The sequence below is a fragment of the Parazoarcus communis genome (genome assembly GCF_003111645.1).
GTDB classification, from domain to species: Bacteria; Pseudomonadota; Gammaproteobacteria; order Burkholderiales; family Rhodocyclaceae; genus Parazoarcus; species Parazoarcus communis_A.
In genome coordinates, this window is record NZ_CP022187.1 from 1,884,848 (window position 1) to 1,908,905 (window position 24,058).

Consider the following 24,058-nt stretch of genomic DNA (forward strand, 5'->3'; position numbering starts at 1 on the left):
ACATCAAATACAAGTCACTCCGCATTCAGCACCACCACCCGCCGATCCGTCTCGTTCCACAAACGCTTGCCCAGCGCCCGCCGGGCCTCGTCGTCGCCGTGGATCAGGCGCACTTCGGATGGCAGATGGCGCATGCGGGTGACGAAACGGACGAGGTCGTTCTGGTCGGCGTGGGCGGAATAGCCCGACAGGGTGTGGATGGCCGCCCTGATGTCGATGCGCTCGCCGTCGAGATCGACGTAGCCGCCACGCGGCCCGTAGGTCTGGATGTCGCTGCCTGGCGTGCCTTTCGCCTGATAGCCCACGAACAGCACATCGTGGCGCGGGTCATGGAGCATGGCCTTGAGGTAGTTCAGCACCCGCCCGCCGGTACACATGCCACTGGCGGCGATGACGATGGCCGGCTCGCCGCTGCGTGCGAGCCTGCGCACGTTGGCCATGTGGGCATCGTGTCCGTCGATTGCCACCAGCTGATCGAAGGCCAGCGGCTTGCGACCGGCGCGGACACGGGCCAGCGCCTCGGCGTCCCAGAACGGTTGCAGCTCGCGATAGAGCTGGGTAAAGCGCCCGGCCAGCGGTGAATCGAGATGGATCGGCAGCTTTTCCCATGCCGCCGCGTGCGGGCCGGGCTTCCTGCGCTGGCGATGCAGGATGTCCTCGAACTCGTACAGCAACTCCTGCGTGCGACCGATGCTGAACGCTGGCACGATCACCGTGCCGCCATTGCCCAGCGCCCGCTCCACCACCGCCTGCAGGCGATCGCGTCGCGTCGCCCGGCTTTCGTGCACGCGGTCGCCGTAGGTGCTCTCCAGCACAACCACGTCCGCACGATAGGGCGGTTGCGGCGTCGGCAGCAGGGGCGCGTGCGGGGCGCCGAGGTCGCCCGAGAACAGCACCCGCACAGGGGCCTCGTCCGCACGCCGGATCTCGCACTCGACATAGGCCGAGCCCAGAATATGGCCCGCGCGTTGCAGACGGATGCGGCAACTGGCCTGCGAACTGCTGAACACTGTGTACCAGGTGCGCCAGGGCAGCGGCCGGATGCGGGACTCCAGCAGTTTGAGATAGCGCTCGACCAGTTGCCGGTCACGGCTGATACCCAGTTGGAACGCATCGGCCAGCACCACCGGCAGCAATCGCGCCGAAGGCTCGCTGCACAGGATCGGCCCCTTGAAGCCTGCCGCCAGCAACCAGGGAATACGGCCAACGTGGTCGATGTGCACATGGGTGGCGACCAGCGCCTGAATACCATCTACCGCAAACGGGATGTCCGGCTGCCCCGCGCCGGACAGGCCATCCGGCGCTGTTTCCGCCCCCTGGAACAGACCGCAATCAATCAGCAGGCTGCGCGCATCGTCAATGAACAGCTGATGGCACGACCCGGTTACGCCTCTGAAGGCGCCGTGATGAATGATGTTTGCATGCATCGCGGCATTCTAGAGGCTGCGAATACTGCGATCAATACACAATCAGCATATGCAGAAACCGGCAGCTGCACGCACGTACACCAAGACCGGGCGGTGCGACACGCAAACTGAAGCGTCATGCACCGCCCCCCACGCAAGCCTACCGATTGCGCCGGCGTGCAATGGTGCCCAGCAGGCCGAGACCGGCAAGCATCATCGCGTAGGTCTCGGGCTCGGGCACAGCAGTCACACTGGTATCGGTTCGCAGCGTGCTGACGAAACTCTCGCTATTGCTGCCGAGCGAAATCACATGCAGGCCAACACGCAGATCTCCCGAACTGATGCCAGATACCACATCCGAGAAACTCGTGCCGCTCGTGAGATCGAAGCTCACCGTGAGCGTCTCCCCCGTATTCACACCGTTTGACGGTTTCGGATTGGCTGCGCTCACGGAGAAATCGGATGAAAAACTCACCGTATTGCCCGACGGAACGTTGCTCGGGCTTCCACCCAGCGAAAAACTCACCCCGGAGGACGACAGAACCGTCGCTGACGAGAAGTTGAGCAGACCAAGGCCATCGAAGTACACGTTGGCGATCGAACCATCACCAACCGTGTTGCCGAACACAAAGGAAACCGCCCCCCCCAGGTCACTCAAAGAAAGTGACAATCCGGATTCAAAACTACTGCTAATACCAGAATTATTAGTAATACTTAAAAAACCGATATCTGTAGACGAAGCCTCGACGACCGAGGCGGATGCAATCGTCGACAGCGACAACAGGAGTGCAGCAGACAGACGCTTGGGCAGGATGGCAAGTGTCATGGCGTTCTCTCAAGAAGGGAGGATGGATTCGAGACTCAATCATTGCAGATTCTTGCTGCACTGCAATGCAATTTCTCACAGGCCCTGCATTTCTCTGAACAAGTACGGAATGCGGCGCATCACGACCAGTCAGGCATATGCTGCAGCGCACCACCAACCCGATAACTGTCGGATTTTTTTACACGCAGCAAGGCATCAGGAAGGCGACTCAAGGGCACCCGCCAGCAAACACTTGATTCGTTGGCAATTCTCCAAAAAACCAAAATATGGAACGATTTTTGCTATCTATGTCCGAACTGTCGAATTCGACATAACCGCAACATAGTGAGTGAAATCTCATGACATTCCAGAAAATCGCAGCCGCCCTCGCACTCTGCGCCTTTACGCCGCTCTCGATGGCAGCCATCATCGCCAGCGACAACTTCGACTACGCCACAGGCGAAGTCGCAGGCCAGAACGGCGGCAGCGGCTGGGCCGGTGCATGGTCTGCCAACACCGGCGTCACACAGGTCGTTACCCCGAGCACCTCACTCGGCGGCAGCAACGCCCTGCAGGTGACCGGCAACAACAACAATGCCGCCTACCGCCAGCTCAGCTCGGCCTTTTCCGGCAACAGCCTCTTCGTGGATTTCTACATCCAGCTCGACGCCGGTGTTCTGTCTGCAAATGACTTCCTGGGCCTGTGGCTCGATACCGCCAGCACGGGCGATCACACGAACCGTCCGAACATCGGCATCAAGGCCGACGGCAGCGGCACCAACGACGTCTTCGTCCGCACCAACGGCACGAATGGCGCTTTCGCAGCCAGCAGCAACATCGGCACCACCAACGACATCACCTATCACATCGTCGGCCTGCTCTCCCGCACCGCACCGGGCAACTACACGAGCTTCTCGATGTGGCTCGACCCGATGTTTGCGGACTTGAGCACGCCCGACGCCGTCATGACCGGCAACACCGGCCTGTCGCAGATCAACTACGTCGGCTTCCGCTCGGTCAACCTCGACAGCGGCGACGTGCTGCTGATCGACGGCCTCCAGCTCTCCACCACCTGGAGCGAGGCCCTGCGCATCAGCACAAGCACCACCAATGACGTACCCGAACCCGGCACCGCGGCCCTCATCGGCCTTGGCCTGCTCGGCCTGGGTCTGTCGAAGCGTCGCAAGGCCTGAACGGACGCAAGGCACAGCGCCCATCGGGGCGCACGGCATTAAGAAAAGACCGCTGCGGCGGTCTTTTTTCGTTTGGATCGGACAAGCCTTCAGTTCAGTCCCTGAACCCGCGCGGCGTCATCAGCCTGCGGCCCGCAGAATGCGAACTCAGCCGGCCTGGAGAACCGGGTATCTCTCGCGAACGCCCCTGCGCGGCGCCAGATACAGGCGTCCCCGCTCAGGGATTCACAATCCTGAAAATATCCGCGGATATCCTTCCGAGACTGAACTCAGATTCCGCATGTCATTTTCAGGTTCGCGCCGAATGACGACCAGCAAGCTGAAATCAGCGTTGTCAGCCCGCCCCCCTTCCCTCCCGACCCAAATACACGCCCATGAAAACCCTGCCCCTGCTCGCCACTGCTGCCGTACTGTCTGCGGTCGCCACCCCTTCCTTCGCCCTGGTCTACACCATGACCGACAACCTGACCGGCGCCTTCAGTGCCTCAGGCTTCCAGGACGCAAACCCGAGTACCTACAACATCAACGTCCGTGACCTCGACGGCACCGTTAACCTGTACACCCCGCCCGCCGGCAGCCACACGACCGCCATCAGCGGCAGCCTGCTGCTGAACCTCTTGCCGGGTTCGAACCCGGCCCTGTCTGCGCCGTGGGATGTCGCCTTCAGCATTCCCGCCATTGCCAACATCTTTACCGCCGTGCTGTCCGGCGTTGCAGATACCGGCGTACGCACGTTCGCCTTCCAGCCCGGCACCCCAGGTGCAAATGACGGTGTGGCAATCGGCTCCGGAACCTTCAGGCTTACCTATGATGAACAGATCGCGCCTGAGATCCAGGCCACGCTGTACGCACTGACCGGCATGGCGATGCCGTCGAACGGCGCAGGCTCGATCGACGTACTGTACAGCCTGTTTCAGGACGGCTTCGATCTCGAGATCAGCGAGACGGCCACGACCTGGCCCGGCTTCGGCGTCGCACTTGCAGCCATCAACAGCGCAGTCGGAAGCACACCCAACCTGCTGGCGGGCGACTTCTCGGTAAACCAGCTTCAGGTCAGCAGCACTCAGGTGCCGGAACCCACCACGCTGGCACTGCTTGGCATCGGCGTTGCCGGTCTGGGCACACTTCGCAGGCTCAGGCAGGCCTGACAGATCGCGCCGCTGAGCCCTGATCCCCACAGCATTTGAGTGCGCCAAGGGCAAAGAAACACCCGCATCAGCGCGTACAGCACGCACAAAAAAAGACCGCCGCGGCGGTCTTTATCATGTCAGGCGCGCAACGATCAGCCCCGCGCATCCCCCCAGCGCAGTTCGATGGAATCGTCCCCAACATAGGTGGCGTTGCCACTTCGATCAACGCAGTACTGAAAGGAGAGGATCTTCTCTTCCACCGTCTGACTTTCTCCCAGCCGCGTGTAGTCGAACAGCACACTGCGCTCAACGCGCGAACCCGCGCGCAGGTGGCAGCCACGGCCGATCCACGTGGGACCAATCACCGAAACACCCGGCTCAATGCGCACGTTCGAACCGATATAGCATGGCCCCACAATCGTCACGCTGTCCCACGCAATCGACGTGTTCAGACCCACCCACACACCCGGCTTGATCTCGCGACCGGGCATTTCCATCTGCGCCACCTCGCCACGCAGTACGCGCTGCAGCACTTCCCAGTAGTCGGTCAGACGACCGATGTCGATCCAGTTGAAGAAGCGCTTCTGCGCATAGAACGGCACGTCCTGTTCGACCAGCAACGGAAACAGCTCGCTGCCGATATCAAACTCGCGCCCCGGCGGAATCATGTCGATCACCTTGGGCTCAAAGATGTAGATGCCGGTACTGGCGAGGGTGGACAGGGCCTCTTCGGGCGACGGCTTTTCCTGGAAGGCCTTGATCCTGCCTTCATCGTCGGTCACGACCACACCGTAGTTCTTAACCTGCTCACGCGGCACATCCAGTGCTACCACGCTCGCCATCGCGCCCTTGTGACGGTGCTCGTCCAGCGCCGCGCCAATATCCAGATCGACGATTGCGTCCCCGCACATCACCAAGGTGGTTTCGTCGAAGAAGCCACCGAAGTCCTGGATCTTCCGCATGCCACCGGCCGACCCCATGGCCTTGGGCACAATGTCACCGTGCTCGCGCTTGCCCTCGTAGGAATAGCCGATCTCTACGCCCCAGCGATGCCCGTCGCCAAAGTAGTTTTCGATCTTGTAGTGATTGAACGCCACGTTGATCATGATCTCGCGGATGCCGTACCTGGCCAGGTGCTCGATCAGATATTCGAGCACCGGCTTGTTCAGAATCGGCACCATCGGTTTGGGCAGGTTCTTCGTCAGCGGGCGAACCCGCGTTCCCTGGCCTGCAGCCAGAATCATTCCCTTTGCCATGATCAATCTCCCTTTTACGTATTAGTTGAACCCGGTAGCACTCAAGAGAGCGAAAAATCAATCGCCCTTCAGCCCAAGAGACCTGCCACCATCGACGATGAAATTCTGCCCGGTAATAAAGTTGGCCCGGGGAGAGGCAAGATAAGCCACCATCTCGCCAATATCCTCAGGCTTACCGTAACCACTCAACCAGTTCGTCTTGCTCAGTTGCTCAAGCTCCGAAGCGCTGATCTCGCCACGCTGGACAATCCCCGGCGAAACGCAGTTTGCCGTAATTCCGAACGGTCCCAGTTCCATTGCGATGGACTTGGTAAAGGCGATCACCCCGCCCTTTGAAGCCGCATACTCGGCGAAATTGGCCTTGCCTTGCACGCCCAAGACACTGGAGATATTGATGATCCGACCGGTCTTGGACGGCACCATCGCCTTGGCCGCCTCCCGGCAGCACAGGATTGCCCCCCTCAAGTTCACGTTCAAGACTTGGTCGATGACCTCTGTCTTCTGCCCGATCAACGAGGAGTACTCGTCGCGTGCGCTCCCCCCTGCGCTATGAACCATGATATCGAGTCGGCCGTGACGTGCGGTGACCTCCGCGAAAGTCCGCACAATATCAGCCTCATCCGTAACGTCTAGGCGCTGCGGATAGGCTTTACCCCCTAAACCGACAATCTCGGTAACAACAGAGTTGATTTTGTCCGGACTCATACCGCAGACATAGACGATAGCCCCTTCGGCTGCAAGGCAGCACGCAATACTCCGCCCGATGGATCCGCTTCCGCCCGTGACGATCGCGACCTGGTTCTGCAGCACACAGCCATCCGCAACCCGTATCTCGTAGGGGACGGTAACCGGAATCCGCGGGGCCAACCCGTCACGCAGCGAACGTAATTTATTACGGACGCGACCAGGAACAAATTTCTTAAGCAACCTCATGACTGAGTATCCTTTAACTTGGCTTGCCAAAACGGCGGGCGAATATGTCGAGGACTATCCGACGCTCATCGCGATGCAATCCGATCACGGCAACCGCCGCGACAACCGAGATTCCTGCAACGGCACAAACAAGAAAAATGCCAAAGAGCGTCTCGGGCGCATGGTATTTCACGGCCAGCGGAGCAAGAGGCGCTAGCATCAGAACAGCACCGCAGCGCAGCCCCACATCCCGCGCAAAGAGCATCATCGGAAGAGCGATCGAATGCCGCAGAAAGTACAGTCGGGCAACCGCTATCAGCGCCGACAGGACAATGGCGACGACAAAGACAATCTCAGGGGCGAACCCCTGGCTCAGGAAGACATAACTGATGGGTAAATTCGTCATGCCGATGGTGCTGACCGTCAGGTGATATGTCCTGACCTTTCCCGTCGCCGCCTGAGCCGTTCCAGTCACGCCCGCGAAGCTCTCGACCAATGCTTGAATCAGGACCAACTGAATGAAGACGACAGTATGCTCAGGTACAGTCGAGAGCCAGATTCCGAGCAGGGCCTCGGCTTCGATCAGTACCGGCAGGACCATCAATAGCACCAGGAAAAACGCAAGGCGGGCGCCCTTCAGCACCAGAGTATGCATCTGCGCAAGATCGCCCGCTGCGTACGTCTTGACGATTTGCGGATTAAGCGCCTGGATGAAGCTGCTCGTGAAACTCTGTAACGCGTTGCTCACCTGAAGAGCGAGCCCGAAGGCTGCATTGACCAGCGTGCCGAAGATCAGGTTCAAAATAACATTCGTCCCCTGCAGGCGCAGCACGACCGAGAGATTGCTGAGAATGCTCCAGGACGAAAAGGACAATATTTCGCGAAACAGACGGGGGTCACGAGCAGGGCGCGTATGGCATTCCGAAAAGTTCCGGCGCGCATACCAGCCATAAACACCTGCGACGAGCGCTGCAACCACCAACATCAACACGGCATAGACCTGCAACCGGTCTCCAGAAACCCTGAAAAGCGCATAGGCGACAGCCAGCCTAAGTCCCACATCCACAATACTGACGTATGCGAATGCGGCCATCCGCTCATTGGCAATAATCGCTGCGTTAAAGGGTGCCGTGACGACATTGACCAGGAAAGCCAGCAAGGCACACTGATAGACCCAATTCGCGGCGTCCATCCGGTCTGGTGCAATATTCAACTGTGTATTCAGGAACCACAGCCCCAGCGTCTCCGCAATGAGCAGAATGACCACCGCCAGCATCAGATGGATGAAAAGACTCGTGGCGAAGACGCGCTGCACATCGTCCGACGTACCTGACCGTCCTTTCTCGAAGTTCAGGAAGCGCTGCGTGGCGGCCGTCATCGCAGCGTTCAAGAACCCCATCAGGACCATGAGCCCGCCAACCAGGCTGAACAAACCGAAATCGCTGACCCCCAAGGCCTCGAGGATGACCCTCGAGGTATAGAGTGCAACAACCGTCGTCAGGAGCGTACGAAAATAGAGCGCCAGTGTGTTCCTGGCAATTCTGCGGCCATGATGTTCCATTCATTCAGCTCAGTATCAACGGAACAGTTTGGGCAGTTTGCGTCTGAGTCGGCGCCGCACTCTATCGCCGAAGGTAAGCTTGTCCAGCTCCTGCAGATAGGTCTTTAACTGGCGGACGTCGTCCTCCTTGACACTGAAGACCTCGACCAGGATCGGGCCAGACTCCGCAGGATTGGTTAAAACGTCAATTGCGGCGTCGCATTCCTCGCGCGTCGTCGCCGCCAGATAGCGGAAACCCACCGACTCCACCCAGCCCTTTGCCGAGGTCGCATGTCCTGCCGAGATGTGGCGCGACAACTGCGGCGCCAGTCCCTCGCTCAGCGGCATATGCATGACCCCACCACCCTCGTTGTTGAGCATCAGAATGCGCAGATTCTTCGACAGATGCCGGTTCCACAGGGCGTTCATATCGTAGAAGAAGGTAAGGTCGCCGATGACCAGGTAGACAGGATCGGACGTCGCAGCGGCGAAACCCACCGCAGCGGACATGCAGCCGTCAATTCCGTTTACACCTCGGTTGCAATAGGCCGTGACCGATGGGTCCGAACGGAACAGGTGCACCATGCGGATCGGAAGGCTGTTCGCGATATGCAATTGCGCATTCTTCGGTAGCTTTCGAACCAACTGACCTACGGCATGAATTTCGCCAAAATCTACTTGCGGCTCTTCGATAGCGCCATCAACCTCGGACCAAGCCTCGTAATAATCCATTCCGCCCTGCTGCTCGGCCTGCTCACACATCTTCTCGAAGAAGAAGCGCTCCCGAACCTCAAAGACGGTCGACAGTCGTCGGAAAGGGTCGGAGACGCGACTGGTTCCAAGATCCCATACTTCGAAGGGTCTGCCAGTCGAGGAGAGATACCCTTTAAGCTCTCCGTTGAACGTGTAGTTTCCGAAGAGTGTGATGACAACGTCAGGAGCCAATTCAGTAGTCTGCTCCAGCGTCATCGAGCGCAATGCAAGATAGGCCGTTTCAATGGTGCGCGAGGTGTGGCAGTTGGACAGTTTGTCCGCCAGGATCACACAATCGAAGCGCTCGATGAAACGCTCGACCGCCCGGCTTAGCGCTTCGTCCGTCGGTGCCGACTGCCCCCAGACGATCATGATCTTGCGCCCCGAGAGCCAACTCGCATATCGCTGCCAGATCTCTGGATCATCATCGCCGCGAACGCGAGAAATCTTGCGCACCTTGGGAAGGCTCTCGGTAGAGAACTTGTCGGTGTGATGACTTTCCACAGGAAAGTTGAGATGCACCGGTCCGCGACCGTGGTGGTCAAGTTCGAGGAAGGCTTCGTTGATCACCCGATTGCAGTACCACTCCGAAAGCCCGTCCTTAACCTCCGGCAGTTGCCCCTGATAGCGAATAAAGCCGTCATAGACATCCTTCTGAAGGAACATCTGCTCTTCCTTCTGATTGAGAAGCTCTGGAAGGCGATCCGCCGTCAATACCACGAGCGGCAACCCTTGATAGAAGGCTTCCACCACAGCAGACCCATAATTGATCGCCGACGTGCCCGAGGTGCAGCAAACCGCGACCGGGGCACCAGAATTCTGAATCAAACCGAGAGCGAAGAAGGCTGCACTGCGTTCATCTACAACAGAATATAGCGAAAAATCCGGATCCCGCTCCAGGGACCGCACCAGCGGATAGTGTCGGCTACCCGGCGAAATCACGACACTCAAGATGCCATGTTGCTTCATGAGGGAGATGATCTGAAGAATCAACTTATTGTCTGAATACACGCTTATGTTCTCATCGAGTTTATCGAACCCATTGCACATTATGCAAAAAGGCAACCCTGTAAATCTAATATTTAGATAGCAGTTCCGAGCATCCGCGAAATTTAAACTTCAACCAAATTCATATTCCAATAATTTAACCTAGATACACAAACTGTAAACTGAATCATTCCTCTATCGCTCCAAGCAAAAAATCTGCTGAATCGCTCTGAAGCTTCGGCAAAACGTCATCGACAGTTGAGTAGTCGACTGCCGTACCGATGAGCTCTTGCAGCCTGCTTTTGTCGTCGTATTCATTCAGCAGCAGCCTGGACTCCAGGTTGAACCCCCCAAGTAAGGACGTAAAACGTGAAAGTCCCCGACCGGAATTCCCAAGAGCGATGAAATTCTTCCTGAAGATGATTGCAAAAACAGTCCCGTGAAAGGAGTCGGTAACAATAAAGTCGGCATGTTTGAACTCGCTTACCCACTCTGAAACCGATGCATCGGATTGCAACCCAAGTTCTCGCAGGACATAATGCTTGCCGAGCATCTCACGGGCGTCCCCAACCAACTGTGACTTATCCTTGGCGCGGTCAAGGATGTACGTAAGCATGCGCTTCGTCCCTGAGACTTCCTTGGACTGCGGGACAGTAATCCTGTCGTATAAACTCGCATCCACTAGCAGAGTGGGATCCAGGACATGGCGACAATCCGTACGCCCCAAGGCTTCACATATCGGCACGCCACTCTGCTCTCGCGTCGATACGGCATGAAAATCCGCAAGCAGGGGCTTTATTTCCTCGATCATGTCCGGAGCCTGCCAATGATCCATACCGAATGACGCCGCATAGGCGATTTTTCGAGTGTGCATGGAATCAACAAAGCTCAAAAAATACCTGGACGGATCATACGAAATGTAGTCCCACCTCCAGACCTGATCACTCCCAACGATCACGGCATCGAATTTTTCTCTGCTTGCAGCTCGTCTAAACTCGGCCTCGGAGCAGGCCTTTCGAGTTTGGCGGACGATATATTCACTCAGGAATTTCTCATGCCTTGAAGTCTTTTCGTATCGCTCCCGAATTCCGTTAAAATTCTGCCCCGGAACTCTTTCAAGCAAGGTTACGATCACCTTCTTTAGTGCCGGATTAAGACGCCTTCCCTGCGGCCCGTCATTACCGATCGATGTAACTCTATACCCCTTCTCATTCAGGAAACTATGCAGCGCGACAGCCTGTAGCATTCCACCGTAGTTTCCATCCCGGGGTAAATTCAAAATTCCTATATGCTTCATTACGATCGATCCTGTCGAAAATACCTGCAGCCAGGCCTAACTTAGCTGGGGATCCAGCCTTTGGATTACCATAAGCCAATACCCGTATTTCTTCCGGGGCAGCGAGCAACAATGCCTGGATGCTCAGCTTGCCGCCTCAGATGTCAGTGCATTCGCACACGTGATGCGGATCGCCCGACGCCGGACCTCAAGCGTGCAAGGCGACCATCGACTTCGCCAAGCACTAGCCCACAACTCGTCCATATGTATCCTCGAAGCGCACGATATCGTCCTCACCCAGGTAGCTGCCCGACTGTACCTCGATGATCTCCAGCGGCACCTTGCCGGGATTCGCCAGGCGGTGAGTGTGACCCAGCGGGATGTAGGTGGATTCGTTCTCGCCCAGCAGGAAGGTACGCTCGCCGTTGGTGACCTCAGCCGTGCCCTTCACCACGATCCAGTGCTCGGCGCGGTGATGGTGCATCTGCAGGCTCAGCGTCGCGCCCGGATTCACCACGATGCGCTTGACCTGAAAGCGCTCGCCGAAGTCGATCGAGTCGTACCAGCCCCACGGGCGATACACCTTGCGGTGGCTGCGCGTCAGGCTCTTGCCCTCGGCCTTGAGCCGTTCCACGATTTTCTTCACGTCCTGGGTGCGGCTCTTGTGCGCCACCATCACCGCATCGGCGGTTTCCACCACCACCATGTCGTCGCAGCCCACCGCCGCCACCATGCGGTGCGTGGCGTGCACCAGGGTGTTGCGGCTGGATTCGAACATCACTTCGCCACGCCCGCTGTTGCCGTCGCCATCCTTCTCCGACACCGCCCACAGCGCGTCCCACGCGCCCACGTCCGACCACCCGGCCGACAGCGGCACCACCACGCCCTGGCCAAGTTCGGGCGCAGTGCCCAGCTTTTCCATTACGGCGTAGTCGATTGAATCCGACGGGCAGGCGACAAACGCGGCCTTGTCCACACGCAGGAAGTCGGCATCCACCGAGCGCCCTGCAAACGCCGCATCGCAGGCTGCACTGATATCGGGGCGGAAATGCGCCATCGCCTTCAGCCACACCGAGCCCTTCATCATGAAGATGCCGCTGTTCCAGAAATATTCGCCGCTCTCGACGTAGCGGGTGGCGGTGTCGGCATCCGGCTTTTCGACGAACTCGGCCAGCACGCGGGCGGTGTCGGTGTCACCCGCCAGCGGGCCGACGCGGATATAGCCGTAACCGGTTTCGGCGCGATCGGGCACGATGCCGAAGGTCACCAGGCGACCGGCCTCGGCCTGCGCCGCCCCTTCGGCAATGGCCTTCTGGAACGCGGGCACATCGACGATCACATGGTCGGCCGGCATCACCAGCAGCACCGGGTCCTTGCCCTCGGCCGTCGCGGCAAGCCCCGCCAGCGACAGCGCCGGCGCCGTGTTGCGGCCCACCGGCTCGAGCACGATCTGCGCCGAGCGCACGCCCACCTGGCGCATCTGTTCGGCGATGATGAAACGGTATTCCTCGTTGCTCACCACCAGCGGCTGTGCGTCCACCTCGCCGCCCGCGTAGCCATTGAGCCGCACCACGGTTTCCTGCAGCAGCGAGTGATCGCTGGTCAGCGGCAGCAACTGCTTGGGATAGGACTCACGCGACGCGGGCCACAGCCGCGTGCCGGAACCACCAGAAAGAATTACCGTCTTGATCGCCATGTCCCAGCTCCAATATTCCATCACAATTTACTGTTCAGTCGCTGTCTTGCTGCCACAAGGATTGCGGACTCACAGCCTGTAAAGCCATCCGCGCAGCCGGAAGTAAGAGGCAATCAGCTGGTAGCGAGAACGCCCGAAACTCCCCTTGGCCAAAGATACGACCGCCCCTACAAGAGGCCGCAAAGCCATATAGCCGACGAACCAAATCGGGTATCCGGCAAGTTTCATCACGCGACCGAACCCCATGTTGTAGGAGCGTCCACGCGAGAACGTCTTGGCATCGAACTGACTCAGGGGCTCTGGATGATGAATGTAAAAGCTCGGGTCGTAGACCGCATGACACCCTCGATCCACCGACCTGATCATGAATTCGGTTTCCTCGCCAGACCCCCAGAGCGTACCGGCGCCGGTGCCGAGTTCCTCACGGAAATTCCCAACCTTTTCGAACACGGCTTTCCGATAGAAGGTCGTGTACTGAGTCTGCGTAACCCAAGCGCTGTACCGGTCGATCGTTTGGCGAACGGTTGCCCATCGCCCCTGCGACGGAACCCCCTTTTCGTTGAAGCTCATGCCCGAAAAAATATCGAGATGATCATCCTTCGAAAACTCGCCATGAACCCTCTCGACAGCTCCCACCGGATACCAGCAGTCATCATCGGGAAATCCGATCACATCACCATCGACATGCCTCAGGCCGATGTTCCTCGCAGCGGGCGCCCCTCGGGGAGGAGCCCGTAAAACCAGTAGATTCAAGCGTTCTGAAAACTCCGCCGCCACCGCCTCGGAAAGGTCGTCACGACTCTGGTCAACCAAGATCACCTGGTCGGGCAAGCGGGTCTGAATGACAAGCGAGTCAAGCAACCGTCGCAACAAATCCGGACGATCCATGGTTGCAACCACCAATGAGATACGCATTTTCAAGTCCGCCTAAGAACAATTTTCTGAAAAATCACATCAAATCCAATGCACTCTCGTACATCCAGTTTTCGTCACGAGGCCAATGCTGGGGAGGGAACCGTTTCACCGTTTTCTGGCACAGACTGGCTCGTTCGAAGAATTGTTCGAAGGGCATCGACCTGTGCCTGATTCCACCGCTGCGCCGCGTGGAAGGCTTCACGCCCCGCACGCTCTCGCTCGTCCGGACTCATCGCAAACCGGATCACCGCATCGGCAAACGCTCTTGCATCGTTGTCAGGAACAATGGTCACGCCATCGCCAAACCCCGTGCCGAGACCGCGACTGCCGGTTTCAGTGCATACCGTATGCACCGCTGTAGCCATGGCCTCAAGCAGCTTGATATTGATCCCGGTTCCCAGCAGCATCGGATTGACAGAGAGTGGCGCATGGGAAAATGCATCCACCATGTGAGGAACTCGGCCGAGTTTCACCACGTTGGGGTAATCAGGGATGTGCTTGCAAACGGTTCCCGCAACATAGAGCAGAAAGTCAGGAACAGCCTTAACCACCAGAGGCAAGACCCTGTCGATAAAGTACGTAATAGAATTTACGTTAGGGCTACTAGCCGATCCTACGAACGTGGCGCCACCAGGACGATAACTCTCGACCGGCCGACTTAGGTCCAAGAAGTGACTTACGACTCTGACGGGAGGAGCATCATTGCCCAATCGAGCCTCGAACTCCTTAGCCTCCGGCTCCTGAATTGCGACCACCACATCCGCCCGGCGAAAACCCTTGCATTCATCCTCTGGCGTTAGCGAAATCCAGTAATCGGGCTTCTTGTCACTACCAACAAACCCAATATGTCTATCGGCGAACGAGTCATGAGTGTCGAGGACTTTGATAATCTGATCTGGAAAAGCCGAGAATGCACGTGACTGAAAGACATACTCCACAAAAACGGCATCGAAGCTGTGCGATTTCTGAAGCGCCCTCAGTTGATCAGTAAATCCGTCGTAGTAAAGCTCATCAAGTTCAAAATAGTATGCGCCAGCTGCGCCTAGTTTCGCCTTGATCTTTCGACCTGCGGTCAAGGTTGCGCGTTTAACGTTATACCTAAGCTTTTTTATCCCACCACGATAAAGCGGACTAAACTGCTTGACCCCGAATTCGCTCACATGAGCACTCACGTCAATATCAGTGCCCGCATTGGTTCGCGAGGGAAGGTATATGAAATGCGTCGTATGACCGATAGCCTTGATGGCTCTCGCCAGATTAAGTACCCGACTGCGATTACCTTCGACGGTCGGGAACACTGGAATATTCGAAACGATCGCAACTTTCATAGTCAAATTCCTTTTTCTTGCAACAAAACGCCATGCATGGATATCGCGCGCCCCGGAGCGATGTTATTCACTTGCAGCCTTACCCAGCCCGTTCTCCGCGCGAGTACCGTGACGGAGTGCAAAGATGCGATCTACCAGCAAGGCGTCCGTGGAAGCGCCTCGACCAACTTGAATGTAAATTCCTTTCGCATGATCTTTCGTCATTACGAAAGGACCACCGGGAATCAGGATCTCGGTGTAATTTCCGTCTCCAAGCCTTGCTGCATCGAGTCGGGTCGAGGCCCGCGAACCCGGATAGGCCCCCAAGATGGCAGCAAAATCGTGGCCAGACTGACTGGGAGCATCGATTCGAACTCGTGCATACAAGTCCCAACGCCCCTCCCCTGGAAGCCGATCGAGCTTGAGGTGTATCGCCCACGCGCGCTCGTTGCCTGGAATCCTTGCTGCGGCAGCATCGGATGCCTGCGGGTCGGGAACAATGCGTGCCCGTCCGTAAAGGTTGAAAGACAGCTCTTGAAAGTCGACCCAATCGGCCGACTTCAAGCCCTGGACGACACTCGGCGCTTGTGGCGGCCGTCGCTCAATGGCGAGCAGTTCCCGCAAAGCTGTGATCGAGCCGTCCTGGCGGTACGCTTTCACCCCTTCGGCTGATATCGCCGCCCAGAACCGTGCCTGTCGCACCTCCATGGCGGGGTCCCACTCCACTCCCTCGCGCATCGCCATCGCACTCAACGCTGCACGATTCACCAGTGCTACGTAGTCAACTGACATTCGTGCGGCACGGACATGACTGAGCCGCTGCGGATCACCGGCAACGGCCACCTCAGCCTCGTCAAACAGCCGGTCAGCAAGCGCAATGAATCGCACGCCAAACATGCGCTGATCGACATGCGACTTCTCTGCGAGCACGTCACCATGCTCGTCGATCGCTTGATGCATCAGATCGATATATTCAAGGATCTGAGCACCGGCAGCACCGTAGTAGTACGTGCAGAACTCAGCAACCAGCGCGCGCACATCCTGATCCGGATTCCACAACAGGCGAGCTATCAACCACGCTCTGAGCGAGGCGAATTCAGCGCCACGTGTGTTCCAGCTACCTTCTGCGAAATATCCGTTCACGTTTGGCAAGCCTGCAAGCCAACGGATGCTCTTTCCGATCGGGTAGATATTCGGTGTCGGCTGCAGGAAGCCACTGAAGTTGGTGATGTGATCCCACACCAGCACGTTTTTCGCAATCCGGCTCCAGCCAGCGATATCTTCACCCAACTGCCGGTTACTGCCCTCATTGAGCGGGTAGCGGTAGTCAACATGAATCGTCATCGGAAAAACCATGACGTGGTCGGGCACACGCATGCCGGCTGGCGGCGAAAAGCTCCAGTGATACGCATTGAACGCAAACCGGGCGCCCGGCATGTGTTTGCGGACGCGCTCGGCAACATCGATCACCATGTCCAGCCGTGGTGCGGCAGGAGACCCGCCGTGCTGCTCGGCAAAGCGGCGGCTCGCCGGGTCCATGTCCCAGCCCCAATCCATGTCATGGATGTCGAACCAGATGCTGCGGTAATCGGGGTGTTGCTTGAGACGCTTGATGATGCCCTCGGCCATGGCCTGCCGCATGTCGGGATTCATCATCGCGACCTGCCCACCCGCGAACCATTCCGGATGCAGTCTTTCGCTGTTCTTCTTGTCCAGCAAGGCCCAGAACGTGCCGTCGCCCCCCTTGGCACGCCAGCTCCGGTCCCAGGTATCGATCTCGGGCGGCCCGGGCTGAAACGAGGGCCCGTGCGACTCTCCGTTCAGCAGGTTATGCGCACGGAAGCGCTTGTCCTCGCCCTCCGAACTCAGCACCTCGCGATACGAGAAGCGCGGCACCTGGCGTTCGGTTACCGGCGCGATCGCAAGTCTGGTCTGGCGCGGGATATGCACATAGGTCGGGCTGAGCCACTTTACGCCGAGCTTGCGATCAAGAAACCAGTTAACGCCGTACATCGTCCCGCGCGAAGTCTGGCCGGCAATGAGGATGTGTTCGCCAACCGTCCGGATAAGGAAGCCGTCCTCGCCCAGGCCCTCGAACGACAGATCCGGCGCCAGTGCGGCCATCGCCTTTGCGCCCTGCCCGACGACGATCAGACGCTGTGCGCTGCCATCGCCAGACGATGTCAGCGGCAGGAAGCCCGAGCCTGTGATCAATTGCAGATAACGGGCAAGCTCTCCAGCCGCGTGCATGGTCACCGCGTCTGCGTCGACGGCGACCTGAATGCGGTAGTTGCTCCGGCCGGGCTCTGAAAGGGTGAGCAGCGGTGGTGTCTGGCGAGCCGGCGGACGGTCCGCGACGCCGGCAACAGGCACTGGGGTCGCACCATCTGCCTCAAGCAGTTCTGCCGCAAGTTCATCACGCCGCAGCGTCGCCGCGGTGTCGACCGGATCGGTGGTCGGCTCCACCCTCACCGCATCAAAATAGGCTGCGCCATTCGTTCCGCTGACCTTGCGCAGGTACAGCAGGAGTTCGCTTGCGCCCTCAGGCGCTGCGACAACGACCGAATGCGGGCGCCAGGTGGATGTCTCGCCGGTCACGAAAAGTGCCGGTTCGGTTCGCCCGCCCAGTGCCACCCGTGCCGGGCCAACCCAGCCCTGATCGACCCCCTCACCCCGATAGCTCAGCTGAACGAAAACCGAGCCTGCGGGTGCGTTCTCACCTCGAATACGCATGCTGATCCGGTAACGACTGCCCCCCTTGATGGCGCGCTTGTCCTGGGCCACGAAACCGCCCGTGACCCGCATCGAGGCATTGCCCTCGGCGGCACCGCCGCTGACAACGTCGCCCTTGCCCCACCACGGCGACTTGCCCGCCTCAAAGCCGCCATTGGCGATAACCAGCGCACCGTCGCCGGGCTCAGCTGCCAGCGCAAGCGGCGACAGCATCAACCCGGCAAGCAGGGCGACGAGCGCCCACAGAATGGGGAGAATCCTTACTTCCACAGGCCTTCAATACCCGGTTGACGCAGCAGGGGGACACGGAACTTGCTCCGGAACCGCATCAGGCTGTTGAGGTGCATTCGCCCAGCCCAACTGAAAGGACCGGCAGCACTGCTGCGCTGGTGGTCGTGAACCAGGCGCGCGCCGGGAAAGCACACCACTCTCTCCCCGGCCTGCCACACTCTCGCGCAAAGATCGACGTCTTCCATGTACAGGAAATAGGCTTCATCCATGCCCGTTACACGCTCGTAAAGCGCTCGCCGGACAAGAAAGCCCGTACCCATGACCCATTCGGCTTCAAACGGCAGCCCCGGCGCCCACGCATCCAGCATCAGGTGCCGCTTCATGCGCGACTTGAAAGGCCAGTACTTGCCCAGTGGTGTGCGGCGGGCGGCAACATCCAGCAGACTGTAGAAGCGCCTTGCCGAATGCTGGCGCTCGCCGCCCGGATACACCAGATCGAGCCCGACCAGCCCGACGTCGGGGCGTGCGTCGAAGTAGCGGACAACGCGCTCAAGGCTGTCATCCTCGAAGTACGTGTCGGGATTGAGCACCAGCACGAAATCGAGCGAGCACGCGGCCGCGCCCAGGTTGACCCCCGCGCCAAAGCCGCCATTGCGCGTTGCCCGGATCAGCTGCACGCCTGGCGGCAATCGGGCGGACAGCTGCTCGAAGGAATCGTCGGGAGAGCCGTTCTCCACGACGATGATGTCCTTGGCGGCGGCCACCCCATGCTCAAGAATGGAAGCCACGCACTTGCATGTCAGATCCGGCGTACGGAAGTTGACGATAACCGGGTTAACTCGTGTGATATTCATTCCGCACCTCTCAAGCACTGCACTAGACCGCCCCTTGCAGACACCGTCCGCCCGCACTCACCACGTCATCGACAATGCTCCACAGCGCATCCGCCGACGCGTTCCAATCAAAACGCCTGACCTGCTCCCGGCCGCGCCCCGCGAGCTCGGCTCTCAGACCCGGTTCGACCATCAGTTGGCGAAGCGCGCGGGCAATGTCGTCCACGGAGTACGGATCGACGATGAGCGCAGCGTCGCCCGCGACCTCGGGCATGGCAGATACGTTGGAGGTCAGCACCGGAACACCCGAAGCCATGGCCTCGACGATCGGCAGGCCGAAACCTTCATAGAGCGAGACGAAGGCAATCGCTTCCGCCCCCCGGTAAATGCGCGGCAGATCCACATCGGCGAGGCGTCCGGCAAAATGCACATATGCTTCAACGCCTTCATTCCGGGCGAGATTCATCAGTTCGGCATTTTCGGTGCCGGTCATGACGAGATGAACATCCATGTCACGCAAGCCCGAGCGCGCGTAGGCGCAGACAAGCCGATCAAGGTTCTTGTAGCTGCGATGGTTGCCCGGATAGAGCACGTAGCGGTAGGGCAGCCCGAGCGTTTCGGTGTTGGCGGAAAACTGCGGGCTGACCCCGTTCAGGACGACGTGAACGCGACCGGCCGGCATGCCCGACCACTCGATGAACTCACGCCGTGTGTAATCTGACACGCACACCACAGCCTCGCAGCGCCTGTAGAGCGGCAGGAAGAAATGTCGGTAGTAGAGCGCATGCGCGCGACTGTAGAAGTGAAGGTGGGTCAGATCATGCACGGTCACCACGCTTGGCACCGGCGACCACAAAGGCGGCACGAAGCCGGCGCTCCAGAACACACCGCCATCAAGCGCTTTCCCCCGCAAGCTGCGGGAAACCGCCAATGGCGATAACGGGCTGCCAATGCGGCCCTGGACATCCAGATCAACCACTTCGGCATGACTTGGACATCCATCCATCATCGCGGTCATGACGTTGCCGATGCCGGTCTTTTCGGGCCAGCGCATGTCCGAGAAGACCTGATACTTTGCTACACATCGTTGATCACCCATGGCGCGCCTCCAAAGACCGCCCATTCAGCAGTCGATCACCTTTCACAGACCGCTCGTGACCAACTGTTGACGTTCCAGAAGCAGCCTGCAACGTTGAGGCCTGCTGAGCTAATGCATATGAAACAAGCCAACCACAAAACAGATACACGATCTCCGACTGATGCAGTGGGTTGACCAATGACCACAAGGCTACGGGCGCCAGCACGATCACAGCCGTTCTGCCCAAACCCACACCTGCAAAGAACATCATCCACATCAACACCCCTGGAATGCCGGCAATCACAAACAAATCAAGAGGGGAGCTGAACACTGAGTTCGTTCCTGCGCCGAGCCCCCGTACAGCAATCCAGAAAGTTGAAAAGTACGATTCCACGAATCCAAATCCGTAACCAACGAAATTGCGCTCGATGAGTTCAAGCACCTGAACCAAGGCCAACCCTCGCTCCTCCTCGAGACGAACACGCAGCAATTCGCCGGTCAATTCAGGGCCGAAACGGTAGTAGAACAATCCAGCACCGGCTGCCACTGCCAGCCACTTCAAGACCCCGCCTCCCTTGAACTGCAGCAACAAGACGACACCACACGGAATCAGAATGGTTTTTGATCCGCTCAATAGCGCGACGACGATACATACGGACGCAAACAATGCTGCTGATTTGGGCTTCCGATCCGAGCGGAGAAAGAGAAGGTAGGCGCCTAGAAAGAAGAAAACCGCAAGCCAGTTGCGTTCCTTGAATGTGCCGTGCAACGCCCCTTGCATGAACGGGACATGTTGATGCAACACGGGCACCTCAAAGTGCTGAACCAGAAACTGAAAGACAAGAAACAGCCACAGGAACAAATACCCGTATGGCATCTTACGTGACTGATAATAGCTTCCTAGAGTCCTCCCGACCAGATAGCAGGCGGGATAGACGATCGCGAACTTGATCACCTGCTCCACCGCTTTCACGCGGTCGTAATCCGAAAAAAAGGTCAGCACCAGCGCCGTTGCCATGAAAAGCACGTAGCACAATACCTCCTGCAGTCGCGGCGCGAGCCCCCCCCGGAGAACGACAAGCGCAAGCGTGCCGAGCACCCACAGCTGTCCCGACTGTGCTGGGCCGATTTGGAAAAACTGAAGGGATATCAGAAACAGGCCGACAATCACAAAGGGATCGTTAAAACCCATCGACTGAGGTCGTGCCTTCACAATATCGTTCACACAAGAGACTCCCACATGCATACGCAATAAATAGCGTTGTAACTCAATAGCCTATCCAACAGCCTTAACAAGTTGTGCATTCAACCGCGCAAAACCGAGCGCTGGGTGGACCGCCACACCTACAAGCCAAGTCCCCGCGATTCCAAGGGTAATTTCAAGTTCTGAAAGGTTTATCTCCGTTGCCACCGGAGGCAATAAACACCACAAAGCTAACAACAATCCCAAAAACCACACCCAAACTGAACAGGGCCGTAGTATTCAGTTGCGCGACTGATACTTCAGCCCGGCGATACGTGCGCGATCCTGAACTCTCAGCTGACTAATCATGCTTTGAAGGAAATCACCCTGTAATGAAAACGCACGTTCGCTGTCAGGGTCGATGCTGGACAGGCGAAAGATCAGCCCATCCGGAATCAGTCCTTTCAATCCATATTCGAGCTCTACGATTCGCCGCTGAAAAAGACTCGATATGGCAACGTCACCTACTGTGGTCCAGTAAGTGAGCGGCTCAAAGCGTGAACCAGCTCGGGTTTCCATGCGAACGACCGGTATATTTCCATAAGGAGTGGGCAACAGCCCGCCCTGCGTGGATGTCACGGTGAAGCCCTGTGCGGGATAACAGAAATCGGGCTTGTGCGCCTCCAATTCCCCACGCTGATCCTCGCCATATGCGACTGACAGCATGACGCGCTCGCCGGCCTCACTGATGTAGATCCGATTAATCACTTGTGAATAGAGCTTGTCCAGGAGCACGCTTGCCTGCGGATTGACGACCTCGACCGGCGTGCTGTCGAGACGTTGCCACCCTTCGAAACGATCCGGCAGCACGGCTTCGAGATCGAGTTTGGTGCCCAGATCGGAGAGCTTGATGACCGGCTTGAAATGTTCGGCCACGACGAGCGAGAGCATCATGATCACCGCAAGTGCGATGGCTACGGGCAAACTGAGCGCCTTCATGCCGGTACCCCTGCAACCACCTTGCGACGGCCGGTCATTACGCGCAACAGCGCATCAACAGAGATGATGATCAGCAGGGCCGAAAGGAAGAGCACCATGCCGGCGAAGCCGTGAAGAAAGCCCTGCCCAGCTTCGTCACCAAAATGATAGGTAATCAGCGTAAGCACCATGACCCTGATGACATTCGCAGTAAAGGATATCGGCACGATCAGGACCGCAAGTGTGATGTTGCGCATAAGCGAGGTGTGCCTCACCACGTTCAGATAGAGCAGGCCGAGCGATTCGAGCGCGAGCAGTGTCTGCAGACCTGCACAGGCATCGGCAACGAGGAGTTTGTACTGCCCGATCTGCAGAATGACGCCAGCGCGGGCGATCGGGTAACCAAGTGCGAACAGTGCGTTCTCCGCGACGTAGGACACCGCAATCTTCATCGGCATGGTCAGGGATTCCACGAGGGGCCCAGGCAGCGGCACCAGGAAGAACAGGAAGAAGACCGGGAACCAGATCTGCTTGAGACTGTTTGCGCCTCGCAAGAGCAGAACCGTGCCAATCAGTACGGGGAGCAGGGAGAGTGCCTGCGCACCTTCAAACCCCTGCGAGCGGCCGAGAATATAAAGGACGCACCCACCCGCCAGCAGAGGCCAGCCGAGTGCAGGCACCGGACGGTCGTCGTTTGATGCGAATGCAGGCCACTTCCGGTAGATCAGCCAGACTGATATGGCGAGCACCATCGGGCCATGAACCTGCTCTTCCGTTGCCCATATCCCCGCCGAGAAATCAGTGACCATCGGGACGTACATGAAGCAGAGGCCACCGAGCGCGATGAGCCACGAAGCGTATGCGCGAATGTCATGCGTTGGCATTCTGCACTCCGGCGTCACCCTCGCGACATGTGCATGCGCTCGGCGAGTGGGGGGCGTTCAAGAGATCGCCCTCATTGATTGTTGAGAATCGAGCCGATGACCGTGCAACCGCCAAGGCGCAGGCTGTCTGCATACGCCCGCAGGTTCCGGCTGCCCGTCTGATCGCGCCGTGCGACCATGAGCGCCGCCCCTGCGCGGGCGGACAGGGTCTGCCCATCTGCATACTCGCTGCCGGGCGGCGTATCGAGGATGATGACATCGAACTGTTCGCCAAACTGGGTGAGCAGTTGCGGCAGCAGCGGACGGGCGAGAAGCTCCTGGGGGTTGGGCGGGGTTGAGCCTGCCGGCAGAACCGAGAGCCCGAGCAGCTCGGGAATACGCTGCAGCGCATCGGGGCTGCTTCTGCCGGAGAGCAGCGTGGAAAGTCCCGTGCGATTCTCGATACCGAAGAGGGTGTGCTGCGAAGGGTTGCGAAGGTCCGCGTCGATCAGCAATGTGCGTTCGCCCAGCTGACTGAACACGACTGCCAGATTCGAGGCGAGCCAGGATCGACCCTCACGGCGGTCGGGACTGACAATGGCGAGCGTCTTGCGCTCGTGCGCAACGTCGAACCAGCGCAGCATGAGCTGGCTGCGCAGGGCACGAAGCGCCTCGACCTTGAGCGAAAACGGTTGATAGGCGGCAACCACTTCGGTGGCGACCGAGCTTTGACCGGATTGCAGGTAGGGGTAGTCGAACTGCTGCGACAGGGCAAACTGGATGTCGGCCTCACTCAGAAGTCCGAGTGCTTTGGCGGCGTCGCCGAACATCATGCCCTGTTCGCGCTGAAGGCGAAGGATGCGTTCGGCGTCCGCAGGCTTGAGACGTCCGGTGTCGATCAGAATCGCACCGATGGAACGCCCGGCGGGCGCTCCATTACCGGCAAACAGCTGGCTTGCGTCATGGATCATGTTCATGCGCCT

Annotated in this window: 19 protein-coding genes; 2 read left to right on the top strand and 17 right to left on the bottom strand. The window is 58.6% G+C overall.

The window, feature by feature from the left end:
* Window positions 1-14: 14 nt before the first annotated feature.
* A complete protein-coding gene (locus CEW83_RS08565) occupies window positions 15-1,427 on the bottom strand; it encodes an MBL fold metallo-hydrolase RNA specificity domain-containing protein (protein WP_108948967.1) in 1,413 nt (470 codons plus the stop codon).
* Between the two features lie 139 nt (window positions 1,428-1,566).
* The gene (locus tag CEW83_RS08570) at window positions 1,567-2,232 is read right to left on the bottom strand and encodes a PEP-CTERM sorting domain-containing protein (protein ID WP_108948968.1); all 666 of its coding nucleotides are present in this window, start codon (window positions 2,230-2,232) and stop codon (window positions 1,567-1,569) included.
* A 338-nt stretch (window positions 2,233-2,570) separates the two neighbouring features.
* Here CEW83_RS08570 and CEW83_RS08575 point away from each other — a divergent pair, with 338 nt between their 5' ends.
* Window positions 2,571-3,404, top strand: a complete 834-nt coding sequence (locus CEW83_RS08575; RefSeq protein ID WP_108948969.1) for a PEP-CTERM sorting domain-containing protein — start codon at window positions 2,571-2,573, stop codon at window positions 3,402-3,404.
* Window positions 3,405-3,778: 374 nt separating this feature from the next.
* On the top strand, window positions 3,779-4,552 hold the full coding sequence (locus CEW83_RS08580) for a PEP-CTERM sorting domain-containing protein (RefSeq protein WP_108948970.1): 774 nt from the start codon (window positions 3,779-3,781) through the stop codon (window positions 4,550-4,552).
* A 134-nt stretch (window positions 4,553-4,686) separates the two neighbouring features.
* Here CEW83_RS08580 and CEW83_RS08585 read toward each other — a convergent pair whose 3' ends face one another.
* The 15 genes from CEW83_RS08585 to epsG form a co-directional block, all read right to left on the bottom strand.
* Window positions 4,687-5,790: a sugar phosphate nucleotidyltransferase gene (locus CEW83_RS08585; RefSeq protein WP_108948971.1), complete on the bottom strand. Its 1,104-nt coding sequence runs from the start codon at window positions 5,788-5,790 to the stop codon at window positions 4,687-4,689.
* A 57-nt stretch (window positions 5,791-5,847) separates the two neighbouring features.
* Window positions 5,848-6,723: an SDR family NAD(P)-dependent oxidoreductase gene (locus tag CEW83_RS08590; protein WP_108948972.1), complete on the bottom strand. Its 876-nt coding sequence runs from the start codon at window positions 6,721-6,723 to the stop codon at window positions 5,848-5,850.
* A gap of 13 nt (window positions 6,724-6,736) precedes the next feature.
* Complete coding sequence (locus CEW83_RS08595; RefSeq protein WP_108948973.1) at window positions 6,737-8,263, bottom strand: lipopolysaccharide biosynthesis protein; 1,527 nt, start codon at window positions 8,261-8,263, stop codon at window positions 6,737-6,739.
* A 15-nt stretch (window positions 8,264-8,278) separates the two neighbouring features.
* Window positions 8,279-10,006 carry a 2-succinyl-5-enolpyruvyl-6-hydroxy-3-cyclohexene-1-carboxylic-acid synthase gene (menD, locus tag CEW83_RS08600; protein WP_108951287.1) on the bottom strand — a complete coding sequence of 576 codons (1,728 nt, stop codon included), beginning with the start codon at window positions 10,004-10,006 and terminating at the stop codon, window positions 8,279-8,281.
* Window positions 10,007-10,169: 163 nt separating this feature from the next.
* Entirely contained in the window at window positions 10,170-11,279 is a 1,110-nt protein-coding gene (locus CEW83_RS08605) for a polysaccharide pyruvyl transferase family protein (RefSeq protein WP_108948974.1), read from the bottom strand.
* 223 nt (window positions 11,280-11,502) lie between these two features.
* Window positions 11,503-12,954: a mannose-1-phosphate guanylyltransferase/mannose-6-phosphate isomerase gene (locus tag CEW83_RS08610; RefSeq protein WP_108948975.1), complete on the bottom strand. Its 1,452-nt coding sequence runs from the start codon at window positions 12,952-12,954 to the stop codon at window positions 11,503-11,505.
* Between the two features lie 69 nt (window positions 12,955-13,023).
* The gene (locus CEW83_RS08615; RefSeq protein ID WP_108948976.1) at window positions 13,024-13,869 is read right to left on the bottom strand and encodes a glycosyltransferase family 2 protein; all 846 of its coding nucleotides are present in this window, start codon (window positions 13,867-13,869) and stop codon (window positions 13,024-13,026) included.
* 74 nt (window positions 13,870-13,943) lie between these two features.
* A complete protein-coding gene (locus tag CEW83_RS08620) occupies window positions 13,944-15,197 on the bottom strand; it encodes a glycosyltransferase family 4 protein (RefSeq protein WP_108948977.1) in 1,254 nt (417 codons plus the stop codon).
* Between the two features lie 63 nt (window positions 15,198-15,260).
* Entirely contained in the window at window positions 15,261-18,179 is a 2,919-nt protein-coding gene (locus tag CEW83_RS08625) for a DUF4838 domain-containing protein (RefSeq protein ID WP_159099423.1), read from the bottom strand.
* The gene (locus CEW83_RS08630) at window positions 18,170-18,994 is read right to left on the bottom strand and encodes a glycosyltransferase family 2 protein (protein WP_108948979.1); all 825 of its coding nucleotides are present in this window, start codon (window positions 18,992-18,994) and stop codon (window positions 18,170-18,172) included. The genes CEW83_RS08625 and CEW83_RS08630 overlap by 10 nt, the downstream gene beginning before the upstream one ends.
* A gap of 22 nt (window positions 18,995-19,016) precedes the next feature.
* Window positions 19,017-20,072, bottom strand: a complete 1,056-nt coding sequence (locus tag CEW83_RS08635) for a glycosyltransferase family 4 protein (protein WP_159099424.1) — start codon at window positions 20,070-20,072, stop codon at window positions 19,017-19,019.
* A complete protein-coding gene (locus tag CEW83_RS08640) occupies window positions 20,065-21,276 on the bottom strand; it encodes a hypothetical protein (protein WP_159099425.1) in 1,212 nt (403 codons plus the stop codon). Before CEW83_RS08640 ends, CEW83_RS08635 begins: the two co-directional genes overlap by 8 nt.
* Before the next feature lie 258 nt (window positions 21,277-21,534).
* Window positions 21,535-22,233: an exosortase-associated protein EpsI, B-type gene (epsI, locus tag CEW83_RS08645; RefSeq protein WP_108948982.1), complete on the bottom strand. Its 699-nt coding sequence runs from the start codon at window positions 22,231-22,233 to the stop codon at window positions 21,535-21,537.
* Window positions 22,230-23,096 carry an exosortase B gene (gene xrtB / locus CEW83_RS08650; protein WP_108948983.1) on the bottom strand — a complete coding sequence of 289 codons (867 nt, stop codon included), beginning with the start codon at window positions 23,094-23,096 and terminating at the stop codon, window positions 22,230-22,232. The genes epsI and xrtB overlap by 4 nt, the downstream gene beginning before the upstream one ends.
* Before the next feature lie 71 nt (window positions 23,097-23,167).
* Window positions 23,168-24,052, bottom strand: a complete 885-nt coding sequence (gene epsG, locus CEW83_RS08655; RefSeq protein ID WP_234419031.1) for a chain length determinant protein tyrosine kinase EpsG — start codon at window positions 24,050-24,052, stop codon at window positions 23,168-23,170.
* Window positions 24,053-24,058: the final 6 nt, after the last annotated feature.